This is a genomic window from Phyllobacterium sp. LjRoot231 (assembly GCF_964253365.1).
Lineage (GTDB): Bacteria > Pseudomonadota > Alphaproteobacteria > Rhizobiales > Rhizobiaceae > Phyllobacterium.
Window position 1 is genome coordinate 3,795,403 of sequence record NZ_CAXUQT020000001.1, and the last position, 14,048, is coordinate 3,809,450.

16 protein-coding genes and 1 pseudogene are annotated in these 14,048 nt (G+C 55.8%); 10 read left to right on the forward strand and 7 right to left on the reverse strand.

From position 1 onward, the window contains the following. The first annotated feature begins 6 nt into the window (after positions 1–6). Together ACSQ3H_RS18940 and ACSQ3H_RS18945 are read left to right on the forward strand one after the other, a co-directional pair. A complete protein-coding gene (locus tag ACSQ3H_RS18940; protein WP_436118461.1) occupies positions 7–612 on the forward strand; it encodes a TIGR00730 family Rossman fold protein in 606 nt (201 codons plus the stop codon). Positions 613–628: 16 nt separating this feature from the next. Further along, entirely contained in the window at positions 629–1,639 is a 1,011-nt protein-coding gene (locus ACSQ3H_RS18945; protein ID WP_436118462.1) for a CorA family divalent cation transporter, read from the forward strand. Here ACSQ3H_RS18945 and rarD read toward each other — a convergent pair. The 4 genes from rarD to cysS all read right to left on the reverse strand — a co-directional run bounded on the left by rarD (position 1,636) and on the right by cysS (position 6,285). Further along, positions 1,636–2,598: an EamA family transporter RarD gene (gene rarD / locus ACSQ3H_RS18950; RefSeq protein WP_436118463.1), complete on the reverse strand. Its 963-nt coding sequence runs from the start codon at positions 2,596–2,598 to the stop codon at positions 1,636–1,638. The genes ACSQ3H_RS18945 and rarD overlap by 4 nt on opposite strands. A gap of 125 nt (positions 2,599–2,723) precedes the next feature. Beyond that, positions 2,724–4,337, reverse strand: a complete 1,614-nt coding sequence (gene cimA, locus ACSQ3H_RS18955) for a citramalate synthase (protein WP_436118464.1) — start codon at positions 4,335–4,337, stop codon at positions 2,724–2,726. Then, entirely contained in the window at positions 4,334–4,840 is a 507-nt protein-coding gene (locus ACSQ3H_RS18960) for a GFA family protein (RefSeq protein ID WP_436118465.1), read from the reverse strand. Before ACSQ3H_RS18960 ends, cimA begins: the two co-directional genes overlap by 4 nt. Further along, a complete protein-coding gene (gene cysS / locus ACSQ3H_RS18965) occupies positions 4,837–6,285 on the reverse strand; it encodes a cysteine--tRNA ligase (protein ID WP_436118466.1) in 1,449 nt (482 codons plus the stop codon). Before cysS ends, ACSQ3H_RS18960 begins: the two co-directional genes overlap by 4 nt. A gap of 387 nt (positions 6,286–6,672) precedes the next feature. Here cysS and ACSQ3H_RS18970 point away from each other — a divergent pair, with 387 nt between their 5' ends. Further along, positions 6,673–6,840 (forward strand): hypothetical protein, encoded by a 168-nt coding sequence (locus ACSQ3H_RS18970; RefSeq protein ID WP_436118467.1) that lies wholly within the window; start codon positions 6,673–6,675, stop codon positions 6,838–6,840. Here the strand turns inward: ACSQ3H_RS18970 and ACSQ3H_RS18975 are convergent. Continuing rightward, positions 6,817–7,431: a LysE/ArgO family amino acid transporter gene (locus tag ACSQ3H_RS18975; protein ID WP_436118468.1), complete on the reverse strand. Its 615-nt coding sequence runs from the start codon at positions 7,429–7,431 to the stop codon at positions 6,817–6,819. The two genes, ACSQ3H_RS18970 and ACSQ3H_RS18975, sit on opposite strands and share 24 nt — an antisense overlap. Before the next feature lie 41 nt (positions 7,432–7,472). Then, complete coding sequence (locus tag ACSQ3H_RS18980; RefSeq protein ID WP_436118469.1) at positions 7,473–8,237, reverse strand: SOS response-associated peptidase; 765 nt, start codon at positions 8,235–8,237, stop codon at positions 7,473–7,475. A 103-nt stretch (positions 8,238–8,340) separates the two neighbouring features. Between ACSQ3H_RS18980 and ACSQ3H_RS18985 the strand changes: the two genes are divergently transcribed. The 7 genes and pseudogenes from ACSQ3H_RS18985 to ACSQ3H_RS19015 all read left to right on the forward strand — a co-directional run bounded on the left by ACSQ3H_RS18985 (position 8,341) and on the right by ACSQ3H_RS19015 (position 12,614). Beyond that, the gene (locus ACSQ3H_RS18985; RefSeq protein ID WP_436118470.1) at positions 8,341–8,772 is read left to right on the forward strand and encodes an NUDIX hydrolase; all 432 of its coding nucleotides are present in this window, start codon (positions 8,341–8,343) and stop codon (positions 8,770–8,772) included. An 81-nt stretch (positions 8,773–8,853) separates the two neighbouring features. Beyond that, positions 8,854–9,222 carry a TIGR02301 family protein gene (locus tag ACSQ3H_RS18990; RefSeq protein WP_436118471.1) on the forward strand — a complete coding sequence of 123 codons (369 nt, stop codon included), beginning with the start codon at positions 8,854–8,856 and terminating at the stop codon, positions 9,220–9,222. A 102-nt stretch (positions 9,223–9,324) separates the two neighbouring features. Then, complete coding sequence (locus ACSQ3H_RS18995; protein WP_112527803.1) at positions 9,325–9,582, forward strand: hypothetical protein; 258 nt, start codon at positions 9,325–9,327, stop codon at positions 9,580–9,582. Between the two features lie 13 nt (positions 9,583–9,595). Then, a complete protein-coding gene (locus ACSQ3H_RS19000; RefSeq protein WP_436118472.1) occupies positions 9,596–10,399 on the forward strand; it encodes a hypothetical protein in 804 nt (267 codons plus the stop codon). 102 nt (positions 10,400–10,501) lie between these two features. Then, on the forward strand, positions 10,502–10,957 hold the full coding sequence (locus ACSQ3H_RS19005; RefSeq protein WP_436118473.1) for a carboxymuconolactone decarboxylase family protein: 456 nt from the start codon (positions 10,502–10,504) through the stop codon (positions 10,955–10,957). Between the two features lie 58 nt (positions 10,958–11,015). Next, positions 11,016–11,810 (forward strand): annotated as a pseudogene (locus tag ACSQ3H_RS19010) (sigma-70 family RNA polymerase sigma factor). A gap of 54 nt (positions 11,811–11,864) precedes the next feature. Next, positions 11,865–12,614, forward strand: coding sequence for a PhzF family phenazine biosynthesis protein (locus tag ACSQ3H_RS19015; RefSeq protein ID WP_436118474.1), 750 nt, complete (start codon positions 11,865–11,867; stop codon positions 12,612–12,614). A gap of 26 nt (positions 12,615–12,640) precedes the next feature. On the opposite strand, the gene ACSQ3H_RS19020 is transcribed toward ACSQ3H_RS19015, so the two are convergent. After that, entirely contained in the window at positions 12,641–13,975 is a 1,335-nt protein-coding gene (locus ACSQ3H_RS19020; RefSeq protein WP_436118475.1) for a dihydroorotase, read from the reverse strand. Positions 13,976–14,048 lie beyond the last annotated feature (73 nt).

Genomic DNA, 14,048 nt, shown 5'->3' on the forward strand with positions numbered 1-14,048 from the left:
CATTGGATGAACAAGATTCGATCCATTTGTGTCTATTGCGGCTCATCACCGGGTCGCGACCCGATTTACAAACAAAGCGGCAAGCTTCTCGGCCAAACGATCGCTGAGCACGGGCTTGAGCTCGTCTATGGCGGCGGCACCAAGGGTATTATGGGCGCAGTTGCAGACGGAGTCATGTCTGCGGGCGGCAAAGTCACAGGAATTATTCCCAAATTCCTTATGAACAAAGAGGCCACCGAACACGCGCTTGGCCAGCTTTCGGAGCTTATTGTTACCGAAGACATGCATGAGCGCAAGCATAAGATGTTCGAGCGGTCGGATGCGTTCGTTACTTTGCCTGGCGGTATTGGCACTGTTGAAGAGATCGTCGAGATCATGACTTGGGCGCAACTCGGCCGCCATCGGAAGCCCATGGTCTTCGCCAACATCAACGGATTCTGGAATCCGATGCTGGCCCTCATCGAGCACATGAAAGCCGAAGGTTTCGTGCACACGTCACATTTGGTCAATCCGCTTGTGGTAGAGAAGCCGGAAGACATCGTACCCGCCATCCTCAACGCTGCTGCACGAGGTGACCGGGAAGGCAATGAAGCAATCATAGAGCGGCTGTAGCGGCGAAGGGGATCTCATGGCGGACAATATAACCCCCGATCCCCCAAGCACCGCAACCCTCCTCCAAAATGATGAGTTTGTCATCGCTCACAGCTTTCGTGGGGACGGTACACTATTGCCATCTCCGGCTGCCGGGGCAGAAACCGCGTGGGTCTGGAAAAGCTACGGCCTTGCCGATGCGCGGGCACGGCGCAATCTCGAAACTGACGAAAGCCTGCCGGAAGTTGTGCGGGAAGCATTGCTCTCCCCCGGCGATCAATATCAGATCACCTATGAAGAGGGCTGGCTTTACGGCGAATTGCCGGATTTGCAGCACAAGCATTATGGCGATCCGCGGGAGCTTGGTTACTTTCGCTTCGCTTTCAACGACCGTCTTTTCATCAGCGGACGGCGTCACCCGCTCCAGTCTGTCGACGATGTGCGCCAAGCCATCCTGGGTGGCAAGGTGAAACCGAAATCTCCGATCGCTCTGTTCAATGCCATTTTCCGGCGTTTTCTCGATCTTCTCAAAACAGAAATCACCAAACTCTCCGAAACCCTCGATTCCATCGAGGATCATATCGTCGGCGAGAGCTGGCAGGGTGAGCGGGAGCGTCTCGTGCCGGTCCGGCGTCAGATCGTTGTATTTCACCGCTATTTGACGGCGGCCACCGGCCTGTTTCGCCATATCGATCACGCGGACCGCAGGGTCTTTCCGGAGGAATTGGACGATCTTATCGAAGGATTGTCGCGCCGCGCAGAAACATTGCATGCGGAAGGGGAGCAATTACAGCAGCGCGCACGCCTGCTTCAGGACGAACTCCTGGCGAAACTGACGGATCAGTCGAACCGGTTTCTTTACGTTTTGTCCGTAATGACTGCGGTCCTTTTGCCGAGCACCGTGATCAGTGGCCTGTTCGGGATGAACACAGGCGGCCTGCCGCTGGCACAGAGTGGACAGGGCTTTTGGCTTATCACCGCACTGGCGCTCGGTATTTCTGGAATGGTTTATCTCGTGGTGAGGAAGATCGGCGGATCACGGAATTAGGCAGTTGATGCCAACCGTTTTTTCCGCGCTTCATGCACCATCGACCAAGTATAGATTGCGAGGGCGGACCAGATCAGAATGAAAGCGATGAACTGTACGTGCGAGAATGGCTCGCCAAAAATAAAGATGGCGATGAAAAACACGATCGTTGGCGCGATATATTGCATCAATCCGATCGTCGTATAACGCAATAGTTTGGCACCGAGGGCGTAGAAAATGAGCGGCACCGCTGTCGCTGGTCCCGCAAATACCAGGAGGATCATGTCATGCGCACCGCCATTGATGAAATGGCTTGTGCCCTGCGCCATAGTCCAGAAGATAAATGCAAGTGACGGAATGGACAGGATCAATACTTCCAGCGTGAATCCCTGGATCGGGCCAATCGGCAGGGTCTTTCGGAAAAAGCCATAGACGCCAAAACTGAAGGCAAGCACCAGTGAAATCCAAGGCAGGCCACCAGACGACACGGTCAGCAGAATAACAGCGCAGGCCGCCAAGGCGACGGCAACCATTTGAGCCTTCGAAAGACGTTCAGACAGGAAGATTCCACCAAGAACGACGTTCACCAGCGGATTGATGTAATAGCCAAGCGCTGTATCGACAGTGTGACCGTTGCCGATTGCCCAGACATAGGTTCCCCAATTGACCGAGATAAGGCTGGCCGTCAATATCGCCATGGCGAGCATGCGCGGCGTGGTAAACGCGACTTTCAAATCGCCCAGCAATCCAAGCCACCAAAGCAGCACACCGGCGATGGGAACCGACCAGACGATACGATTGGCGACCACTTCCAACGCCGGAATATGGCCAACGGACTTCAAATAGAATGGCAGAATGCCCCACAGCAAGTAAGCGCAAAGGGCGAAGATAAAGCCCTTCTTTCCATCCGACATGCCGGCGGATGTACGGGATGTTCCAAAGCTTGCGCTTACAGCTCTGCTATTGATTTGCTCGGTCATGGTGCGGAGTCCTAGTCTGCGCGCCCCCATGCCGTCTATTGAATTCGACTGATCAATCAATCAAGCCAATTGATGCTTTTTGCGCCACTTCGAACACCATTTGAGCAATTTTCGCAGAAACTCTTTCACTCAGCAGCAATTTTGCCCGCCAAATCCCGATTTTTCATCAGTTTATAGACGATCGAGTCCATCAGTGCCTGGAACGATGCGTCGATGATATTGTCCGAAACACCGACCGTCCACCAACGCACATTGCTGGAATCGGTCGACTCGATGAGCACGCGCGTGATCGCCTCCGTGCCGCCATTCAGAATGCGCACCTTGAAATCCGCAAGCACCAGATCGCCGATTTCATCCTGGTAGCGGCCCATATCCTTGCGCAACGCCAGATCGAGCGCATTGACCGGACCATGCCCCTCGGCAACCGACATCCGCGTTTCACCATCGACCTGTACACGCACAACCGCTTCCGAGACAGTCTTGATATTACCATTTGCATCGAAGCGCCGTTCCACCATGCAACGGAAGGATTCGACCTTGAAGAACTCCGGTACGGTGCCGAGCGTACGGCGTGCCAGAAGTTCGAAGCTCGCGTCGGCACCCTCGTAAGCATAGCCTTCCGATTCATGTTCCTTGACCAGCGCAATCAACGTATCGAGCCTGGGATCCGACTTGGTCACCGGAATGCCACGACGTTCCAGTTCATTGATGAAATTGGATTTGCCTCCCTGATCGGAGACCATGACCTTGCGGCGGTTACCGACCGTTTCCGGCGGCACATGTTCATAGGTTGCAGGTTCCTTGATCAACGCCGAGGCATGGATACCGGCCTTTGTCGCAAAGGCAGATGCTCCGACAAATGCGCCTTGTGGATTGGGCGCACGATTAAGCAATTCGTCGAAACTGCGCGACAGGCGGGAAAGCCCCTGCAGTTTCTCGAGGCTGATCCCGGTTTCGAAGCGGTTCGACCAGGCGGGCTTCAGCATCAATGTCGGGATAATCGTCACAAGATTGGCATTGCCGCAGCGCTCGCCGATGCCATTGAGAGTGCCCTGCACGTGGCGAACACCTGCATCGATTGCAGCAAGCGAGTTGGCAACGGCCTGCTCCGTATCATTATGAGCGTGGATGCCGAGGTGGTCGCCGGGAATGGATTTCGTCACCACACGGACGATCTCGCCGATTTCAGCTGGCTGCGTGCCACCATTGGTATCGCACAGCACGACCCAGCGGGCTCCTGCATTGTAGGCAGTCTTGGCGCATGCAAGCGCATAATCCGGGTTGGCCTTGTAGCCATCGAAGAAGTGTTCGCAATCGACGATGGCTTCCTTGCCTGCGTCAACGGCAGCGCGAACGGAGGCATCGATGGATTCGAGATTTTCCTCATTGGTGCAGCCGAGTGCCACCCGGACGTGATAGTCCCAGCTCTTGCCGACGAAACACACCGTATCGGCTGACGAGCGAATGAGCGCGCCAAGTCCGGGATCGTTGGAAGCCGAGACGCCAGCGCGTTTCGTCATGCCGAACGCGGCAAATTTCGCGTGCTTCGTGCGCTTTTCGGCGAAGAAGGCTGTGTCGGTCGGGTTGGCGCCGGGGTATCCGCCCTCGACATAGTCGAAGCCGAACTCGTCAAGCATGGCCGCGATGACTTTCTTGTCCTCGACCGAGAAGTCGATGCCAGGCGTTTGCTGACCATCGCGCAATGTCGTGTCGAAGAGATAGATGCGTTCCTTGGTCACTTGTCCGCCTCCCCCTGCATGCGCATTGGCGGCCACTGATCCGTGTCATGGTCAGGGTGCTGGTAGGATATCATTGTTTTCAGGAATTCCACCGATTCCGGATCGCTTTCGGATGTATAGCCGGGCAAGCTGGATAGATCATCGACATAGGGCAGCTTGTCTTCCAGACCCCACTGGACGGTGGGCGCCAGCTCTTCCGGCTCATCAAAAGCACCGATAGCGAGCGCCATGCCGTCCGGTGCCTCATACGTCAGCGGCGTACCGCAGTTCGCACAGAAGCCGCGTTTGACGTGATTGGATGATTGAAACCGCTTGGGCTCACCCCGTGTCCACTCAAAATCCGTGCCGCGGACCGATGTCAGTGGCGCGAAGAAATTGCCGAAGGCCTTCTGGCACATGCGGCAATGACAGATCGATGCGTCACCGAGCGTGCCTTCGACGCGAAAACGGATCGCTCCGCACTGGCAACCGCCAGTGTAGACGGGCTTGTTATCGAGACTCATCGCTTCACCTCCCACGTCGTGACACGTTGGCCCGTTGCCGGATCTTTTCCATCCTTCAATTGAATGCCTTTTTCCAGCAATTCATCGCGAATGCCATCCGCTTCGGCGAAACTCTTGGCCGCAAGCAGGGCCAGGCGATTGTTGATTTTGACCTCGATCTCGCTTTCCAGATCGGACGAGACTGCACCGACGCTTAAGTCGATACCCAGCAATCCGAACGACGCACGATAGGCCGCTGGATCGAGCACCCGCGATTTTCTGATCGATGCCAACCAGTTGATGAGGCCTGGTGTCGCAAGATCGTCTGACAGGATATTAATCGCCTCATCCGGAATCGCCCCGCTTGCAGCATCGCCCACATATTCGCGAGCTTTAGCAAGGATATTCTCGGCCTCTTCCAGCTTTCGCACGCTGAAATCGATCGGCTCACGATAGTTGGTCATGAGCATGGCAAGGCGCAGCACTTGGCCCGGCCACTTACGGCCGCCGAAGACGCTGGTCTCCAGCAATTCATGGATCGTCACGAAATTGCCGACACTCTTCGCCATTTTCTGGCCTTCAACCTGCAGAAAGCCGTTATGCATCCAGACATTGGCCATGCGGTCAATGCCAAAAGCGCAGCAGGATTGGGCGATCTCATTCTCATGATGAGGGAACACCAGATCGATGCCACCGGCGTGGATGTCGAAAATGTTCTTCATCGGGTCATCGCATTGCAGCCCGCCACCGAACGGTTCCAGGAGCTTCGCCATCGACATGGCCGAGCACTCGATATGCCAGCCTGGGCGACCGAGACGATCAATGCCTGCAGGCGACGGCCAGCCCGGCTCTCCTTCTTTGGACGGTTTCCACAAGACGAAATCCATCTCGTCTCGTTTGTAAGAGGCAACATCTACGCGCGCACCGGCTATCATGTCGTCAGATGAACGGCGGGAGAGCAAGCCATAACGCGGGCCCTTGGCGGCATTCATTGCCGACGGTGAAAACAGCACGTGGCCATCCGCTACATAGGCAACGCCTCGCTCAACGAGGCGATCGATCATCGCCACCATTTCAGCAATATATTCGGTCGCTCGCGGCTGAGACGAAGGCTGCAGGTTGCCGAGGGCAGCCACATCCGCTTGGAATTGCTCGTTCGTTTCTTCCGTGACTCTGCGGATCGCTTCGTTCAAAGGCAAGTCCGGATAATCGCGGGCCGCCCGCGCATTGATCTTGTCGTCAACGTCGGTGATGTTGCGTACATAGGTAACATGAGCCGCGCCATAGATATGACGCAGCAGCCGGAACAACACGTCGAAGACAATGACAGGTCGCGCATTGCCGATGTGAGCGTAATCGTAGACGGTCGGGCCGCAGACATACATACGCACGTTATTCGGATCGATCGGCACAAAGGTCTCCTTCGTGCGCGTGAGCGTGTTGTAAAGCTTCAGTTCCTGCGGCATGTCTTGGATCTCAAAACTCGGGTTTCATCGTCAAAATGCATATCATCGCGCTGGTCTGGCGACCGGTGCGTTTCGCATCTTTATCAGGATTTTTGAGACGAAAACGGCCGGGCCAGCGAGAGCTAGCTGATAATAATCCGACAGGTAATAATAATCGTTACGGGCGACGTTTTCATGCGGGCATTTATGGTCGAGTGCGCGTCGATCGTCAAGCGGTCTCGCGAAAGAGCGTGGTGTTGCATTTTTGCCGACTTTGCAATGGTTAATCCATATTAACCGGAAAGCCTAAAATCCTCCCGGAAAGTGCCTTTTTTCCGGCCAATTTGAACGGGAATCCTCGTGTCTTCGACTTTAGGGGAATAGGCCCCGCTTACAAGGACCAGACCCATGACCGATGCCCAACAAACGGCAAAGCCGCGCGAAAGCGTCCGACCGGACAATCTCACCTCACAATACCGCGCAATCGGGCCAGCCGCGATCCTCGCAGCCGTACTCAGCACCGTACGCCAGCGCCCGCAGTTGAAGTTTGCTTCAATTGTGCAGGAAACGGACTAACAGGCTTAAAGCAATGCCGGCCATGACGAGGCCGATCAAAACGTCAAGTACGCGCCAGGCAGCCGGCCTTGCAAAAACGGGCTGCAGCAGCCTCGCGCCATAGCCGAGGCCGAAGAACCAGATGAAGGAAGCAAGTGCCGCGCCTGCGCCATAAGCCGCGCGGTTGACACCTTCGAAGCGGGCCGAGAGGCCCCCAAGCAAGACCACCGTATCAAGATAGACATGCGGGTTGAGGAAGGTCAGCGCCAGAACGGTGCCGATCGCCACCTTCAAGTTACCGTTGCCTGAGGTTGCCGCTTGCAGCACCTCCGGGTGGAAGGCGCGCCGGAACGCCACCGAAGCATACCAGAACAGAAACGCCGCGCCACCAAGCGTCACGAAGGAGATCAGCCTTGGCGATTGGGCGATCAGCGTGCCAAGCCCGGCGACACCCGCTGTGATCAACAGCGCGTCCGACAGAGCGCAAATGAGGCTCAGGATAAAGACATGTTCTCGCAGCAGTCCTTGCCGCAGTATGAAAGCGTTTTGCGCGCCGATGGCGATAATAAGCGACGCGCCAAGGAGGAAACCGGAGAGAGCGGCTGAAAACATCGGGTGGATATCCTGGAGAATAGTTGGGTTGGGTTGCCTACCTAGAACAGGTTCATCTGGTCGTCAGGGTCTGCCGGTTTGGCGCGTGCCGGCTTTTTCGCTTCGGCTAAGGTCTCGATGAACCGTTCCTGGATTTCCGGACCTGTATTGGCCACCTTGTTGACCTTGTCCGATACCGGGATTGCCTCGAAGAAATCCGCCTGTGCCGGCTTCATGAGATCAGCGACGTGGCGCGGTTCCTGTGTCTTGCAATCGAGCCAGCGGGCAAAATCCTTCTGCTCGATGACGACAGGCATACGATCATGGATGAAGCGCAGATCCTCACTGGCGCTTGTCGTCAGGATTGCTCCCGTATCCATTTCCGAACCTTCCGCATTGGCCCAAGGTTCATGAAGACCGGCGAACGCGACAATGCCGCCGTTGCGCGGCCTGATCCAATAGGCTTGCGATTTCCTGTTGCCGTCCCGCCGCCATTCGTAGAAACCCGAGGCGGGAATGAGGGCTCGTCTATGGCGCATCGCCGCTTTGAATGATGCCTTCTCGATTGCCGTCTCCGAGCGCGCATTCATCATGAGCGGATAATTGGCGGTATCCTTCACCCAACCAGGAATGAATCCCCAGCGTACCAGCAATGCCCTGCGATCCGGCCGGTTGCTGCCGGGCGGCGGTGTTTCACCGCTGACTACCATGAGGATCGGCTGTGTCGGCGCGATATTGTAGCGCGCAGGAAAAGCCTCGAGCTCCATGAGAGCGAGATAGGCCGCGATCTCTTCCGGCGTTCCGAGGAGTGAAAAACGTCCGCACATGCAGTCAATGCCTGATTTGTTTTGGGATTGGCGATCATCCGCATTTGCGATGCGGGGTCAAGGTGGCCTTGTCAAAACTTCCCTCACCGCTTACCCCTGACATATGGACCAAATTCCCCTTTCCGCAACTGTCGATGGCGTTTCGGCCGTCTGTATCCGCGATCAGGCGTTCCTCCTGGTGGAGCGAGCACGCGAGCCGTCAAAAGGCTGGCTGGCATTTCCCGGCGGGCGACGCGAGAAAGGCGAGACACCACAAGAAGCGACAATTCGCGAACTGCACGAAGAAACCGGCATGACAGCAACTGAGGTGACATACCTCACGACTGTCACATTCGACTATTCGACACCGGAATTTCCAACGCCGAAGCCTTTCCGTCTTGCCGTGTTTCTGGCGCGTGATCCCATGGGAGAAGCCATCGCCGCGGATGATGCGGCGGCGGTGCATTGGCTCCGGGTGGAGGAAATGGCGGCATTCGACGTGACCGAAAGTGTTCTGGATGTCGCGAACGAACTGGCTCGCAAATTTAAAAGCTAAGGGTATTAACCCCGGATGCCTTGAAGATGCCTAGCTTTCGGGCAACAAACCTTGTCAGGGGAATTCAGGTTCGGGATAGTCGTGCGGCGTACAGCATTGATCACAGCGTTTTTGACCGCTTTCGGCGCGGCAGCACCGGCCTATGCGGTCGATCCCCTGTACGAGGCAAAGCTTGTACGTTTGGCCGAGGTTCTCGGATCCATCCATTCGCTGCGTAACCTTTGCGGTGAAAGGAGCAATCAGTGGCGGGATCGCATGGATTCGCTGCTACTGGCGGAGAATCCGGACCCGGCGCGCAAGGCAAAACTGATCGCCAGTTTCAATCGCGGATACCGTACATTCAACGAGACTTACTCGACCTGTACAAGCCAAGCCATTGCGGCGATTGACCGCTACCAAATCGAAGGAACAAGACTTTCTTCAGAGATCGTATCAGGCTATGGAAATTAACCGGGCTTTAACTGTTGAAGCCAATGAACCGCATTTTAAACAAAAGCTATGGTATTGTTTAGCGGTAGTTTAAGAATTGGCTTCGGCCAAGGATGGTATATCATGAACATGACATCGACAGACCTTGATAGGTTGGTTGCAGAAGAAAAAAAGCTGGTTGCGATCGAATATCAGAATGAAGTCTGGGCTGATGGCACGCTTGAAGGTATCGAGCCAGAAATTATGGCTGAAGCCGCATTTGCCACCGCATTGACCGAACTGATCCGTGACAATGGCGAAGTGTCCGCATTGGCCTTGCTTGATGGCTTGCGTGAACGTATTTCTGCGGGCGAGTTTTCATCGAATCGCATCCTGCAATAACTGGTGATCCTGCATGCTTGAAAAGCACTTTTCCGCTTCCGCGATCGCCAGAATCTGTTTTCTAGCGGCGGCGGTTTTTAGCCCTCCGGCTCTTTCTGCCGGCGTCGATGCGCCGGTTCAACTCGCGTTGAGCGAGATCAAGAAAGAAGAACTTCCCAAAGCCGCGGAATCTGCAAAACCGGGCGCTGAACAGAAGCCAACCGGCGAAACGCCGACCAAACCCGCCTCTCCCGATAAGCCCGCGGCCACGCCGGAGCAGCCTGCACAGGCACCGGCAGCAACGGATGATGGCAATGACGCTGCGCAGAGCAACAATCCTGCCATGCCAAACGCCAAGGAGGGCGCACCAACGCCGCAGGTCGAATACGACGTCACCAAACTGCCCTTCCCGGTGCAGAAAATGCGCGAGCTCATTCTGACGGCGGCCAAGTCCGGATCGATCGAGGCGCTCCGCCCGCTGATCGGTTCTGGCGACGATGTCACGATGCTTTCGCTTACCGATATCGATGGCGATCCACTGGCCTATCTGAAAAGCCTCGCCGGTGATGCAGACGGCCAGGAAATCCTCGCCATTCTGGTCGATGTGCTTGAGTCTGGCTATGTGCATCTCGATGCTGGCACGGCAGACGAGCTCTATGTTTGGCCCTATTTCTTCGCTTACCCGCTGGATAAGCTCGACGCCAAGCAAAAGGTCGAACTTTTCCAGATCGTCACCGCCGGCGACTATGACGAGATGAAGCAATTCGGCACTTATGTCTTTTATCGCCTTGGCATTACGCCAAAGGGCCGCTGGCGGTTTTTCGTCACCGGCGATTGATCTTTTTCAAAGATTCATAAAAAAATTTGCTGCGATGTCACGTTTGGCAGAGCTGTCTCGTCTTGTGTTCAGGCAACTGAATGCCGGATATGGAGATAGACAATGAAACCAAGATTGAACCTCTTTAACAATCCAGCCCTCCAGCCCATGATCAAGATGAGCGACAGCGTCGAAAATGCCGGGCTGGAGAAGAGCCTGCTAGAATTGGTCAAAATGCGCTCGTCGCAGATTAATCACTGCGCCTTTTGCCTCGATATGCACTCCAAGGATGCACGCAAGAATGGTGAGACCGAACAACGCCTTTATCTGCTTGATGCCTGGCGTGAATCCCCGCTCTATAGCGACCGCGAGCGTGCCGCACTGGCATGGACCGAAGCATTGACGCTAATATCCGAGACGCAGGCGCCAGATGCTGACTATGAAGCATTGAAGCAGCACTTTACCGAAGAGGAGATGGTCCAGTTGACCTTGATGATCGTCACCATCAATTCATGGAACCGTATCGCTATCGGTTTTCGTCAAGTTCATCCGGTAGAAAAAGACCGTGCCGCAGCCTGACGATATCGCCGAAACGTTCAATCGCCTCAGACCGCGACTGATCCGCATTGCGTACCGCATGCTCGGGTCAGTCGCGGAGGCGGAGGACATCGTTCAGGAAGGTTTCATTCGCTAGCATCAGGCTGACCGGTCTGATGTCCGCAGCGAGGAAGCCTTCCTCGTGCGCACCATCACTCGGCTTTGCCTCGACCATTTGAAGTCGGCGCGCGTTCGAAGGGAAACCTATGTGGGGAACTGGCTGCCGGAGCCCATATTCGACCCGAGCGAAGATGAGTCCGACAGCGATATCACCTTGACGCTCATGATGGCGCTGGAGCGATTGTCGCCTCTGGAGCGCGCAGCTTTTCTCCTGCATGACGTGTTCGGTCAAGATTTCAATCAGATATCCGAAACGATCAGCCGGGATCCGGCGACCTGCCGACAGCTCGCGAGCCGAGCGCGCAACCACGTCCAGAAAGCGAAACCGCGTTTTCCGGTTTCGGATGAGCAAGGCAAGAATATCGCCAATGCGTTTTTCAATGCCCGCAGTGGGGACATGCAGGCCCTGCAGTCGTTATTGGCGGACGACGTTGTCCTATACGCGGATGGTGGCGGCATTCGTCCTGCTATGATCAATCCGATCCATTCAATGGCAAATGTCAGCCTGTTCTTCGGAGATGTTTCGCGCCGGGCTGCATACAGATTGCCCCCCGTTCTGCATGAAGGTTTGATCGACGGTCTGCCCGGCTTCGTGACACGTGAGTATGACGGGATCCCACAGACCACCGCACTTGAAATCGAGGACGGCAAGATCAAGGCGATCTACATCATGCGAAATCCCGAAAAACTTCGCCATCTGGACTTTCCGCATTGACCCTTGGCGGGCATCGCCTAGTTTGACGATCATTGTCCTCAAAGGATTTTATCAATGCAACAATTGACGATGTATCAGGTGGACGCATTTACCAGCGAACTCTTCAGCGGAAACCCGGCAGCGGTTCTTGTCCTTGACGACTGGCTCCCCGTCGAGGTCATGCAAGCCATCGCCAGCGAAAACAACCTGGCCGAGACCGCGTTCGTCAAGCGCAACTCGAATGGCTGGGATTTGCGCTGGTTCACGCCCGTGCACGAGGTTAATTTTTGCGGCCACGCTACACTTGCGACATCGCATGTCTTGGCAAACGAGCTTGGTATCAAGGGTGAGCTGACATTTGAAATGAAGGTCGGCGCATTGCGCGTTAACAGGAACAATTCAGCCTATCAGCTTGATTTTCCAAGCTTTCCGCCAGAGCCAATGAATGAAATTCCTCCCCTGCTCAACGATATCACTGGAAGCGATCACGTATCGGGATTCCGGAACTTCGAAAACATTTTTGTTGTCCTGAGAAATGAGCAGGCGATCCGCGAATTCATACCGGACTTGCCGAAGATCGCGCAGCTCGACCCATTTGGCCTCGTGATCACGGCAAAGGGCGACGAACACGATTTCGTCTCGCGCTATTTCGTTCCGCACGCGGGCATTCCGGAAGATCCGGTGACGGGCTCTATTCATGCAACGCTCGTGCCCTATTGGGCGGAAAAGCTGGGCAAAACCAGGCTTTCGGCTTTTCAACGCTCGAAGCGCGGCGGCCATCTGCTTTGCGAACTCGCCGGTGACCGTGTGCTGATCACGGGATAGGCCATCACCTTCATGAAAGCGCAAATCTATCTGCCCTGAAGCGCCTCGCCGAACAACACCGGCTCGCCTTGGCTTGGCGTCACGATCTCGCCTTCCCACATGACCTTGTGGCCGCGGATGATCGTGCCGACTGGCCAGCCGGTCACGGTCTTGCCGTCATAGGGCGTCCAGCCAGCCTTTGAACCGACCTGCGCGTTGGTGATGGTTTCGCGCCGTTTCATGTCGACGATGGTCAAATCAGCATCGTAGCCGACCGCAATACGTCCCTTGCGGGCCATGCTGAACAAGCGGTTCGGGCCGTGGGAGCTTAAATCGACAAAGCGCTCTATCGACATACGGCCAGCGTTTATGTGGTCGAGCATGATCGGCACCAGCGTCTGCACGCCGGTCATGCCGGATGGCGAGGCCGGATAGGGCTTTGATTTTTCTTCGAGTGTGTGCGGCGCATGGTCAGAACCGAGAACGTCGACAATCCCCTGCCCGATGCCTTTCCAGATGCCATCGCGATGCCGCGCGTCGCGTACCGGTGGATTCATCTGCAACAAAGTTCCGAGTGTCGCATATTGGCTGGCATCGAGGGTCAAATGATGCGGCGTTGCTTCGCAACTCGCGACGTCCTTGTGATCCGCGAGAAAATCGATCTCTTCAGCGGTGGAGATATGGAGAACATGTATGCGCGCGTGGGTTTCGCGGGCGATACGGACGAGACGCTGGGTACATTGCAGCGCCGCGATCTCGTCGCGCCAGATTGGATGGGACGAAGGATCACTTGGAACGCGCAAGTTTTCGCGTTCGCGCAGGCGAAACTCATCTTCCGAATGGAAAGCTGCACGGCGGCGCGTATTTTTCAGGATCGAGCGTACACCATCGTCGTCCTCGACAAGGAGATCGCCAGTCGACGAGCCCATGAAAACTTTGATGCCGGCAGCGCCGGGCAGGCGTTCAAGCTCACCAACATCACCCGCATTGTCGCGTGTGCCGCCGACCCAGAAAGCAAAGTCGCAATGCATGCGATGGTGGCCGCGCCGAACCTTGTCCTCAAGCGTTTCAGCGGAGGTAGTCAGCGGCTTGGTATTGGGCATTTCAAAGACTGCAGTCACCCCTCCAAGGACGGCCGAGCGCGAACCGCTCTCCAGATCTTCCTTGTGTTCAAGACCGGGCTCGCGAAAATGCACCTGGCTATCAACGACGCCTGGAAGGATATGCAATCCGGTAGCATCAATCATCTCGCCTGCCGAAGCTTGGCTGAGATTGCCAATAGCGGCGATGCGACCGTTGCTAATGCCAATATCGCGCAAGCCGACGCCATCCTGGTTGACGACAATACCGCTCCTGAAAATCGTATCGAACGTCTGAGCCATTTGCTTTCCACTCCAGCCTTGCGAACGCATCCCTTGCGGATTACGTAACAGGGACAGGAAAGGCAAGGGTGAT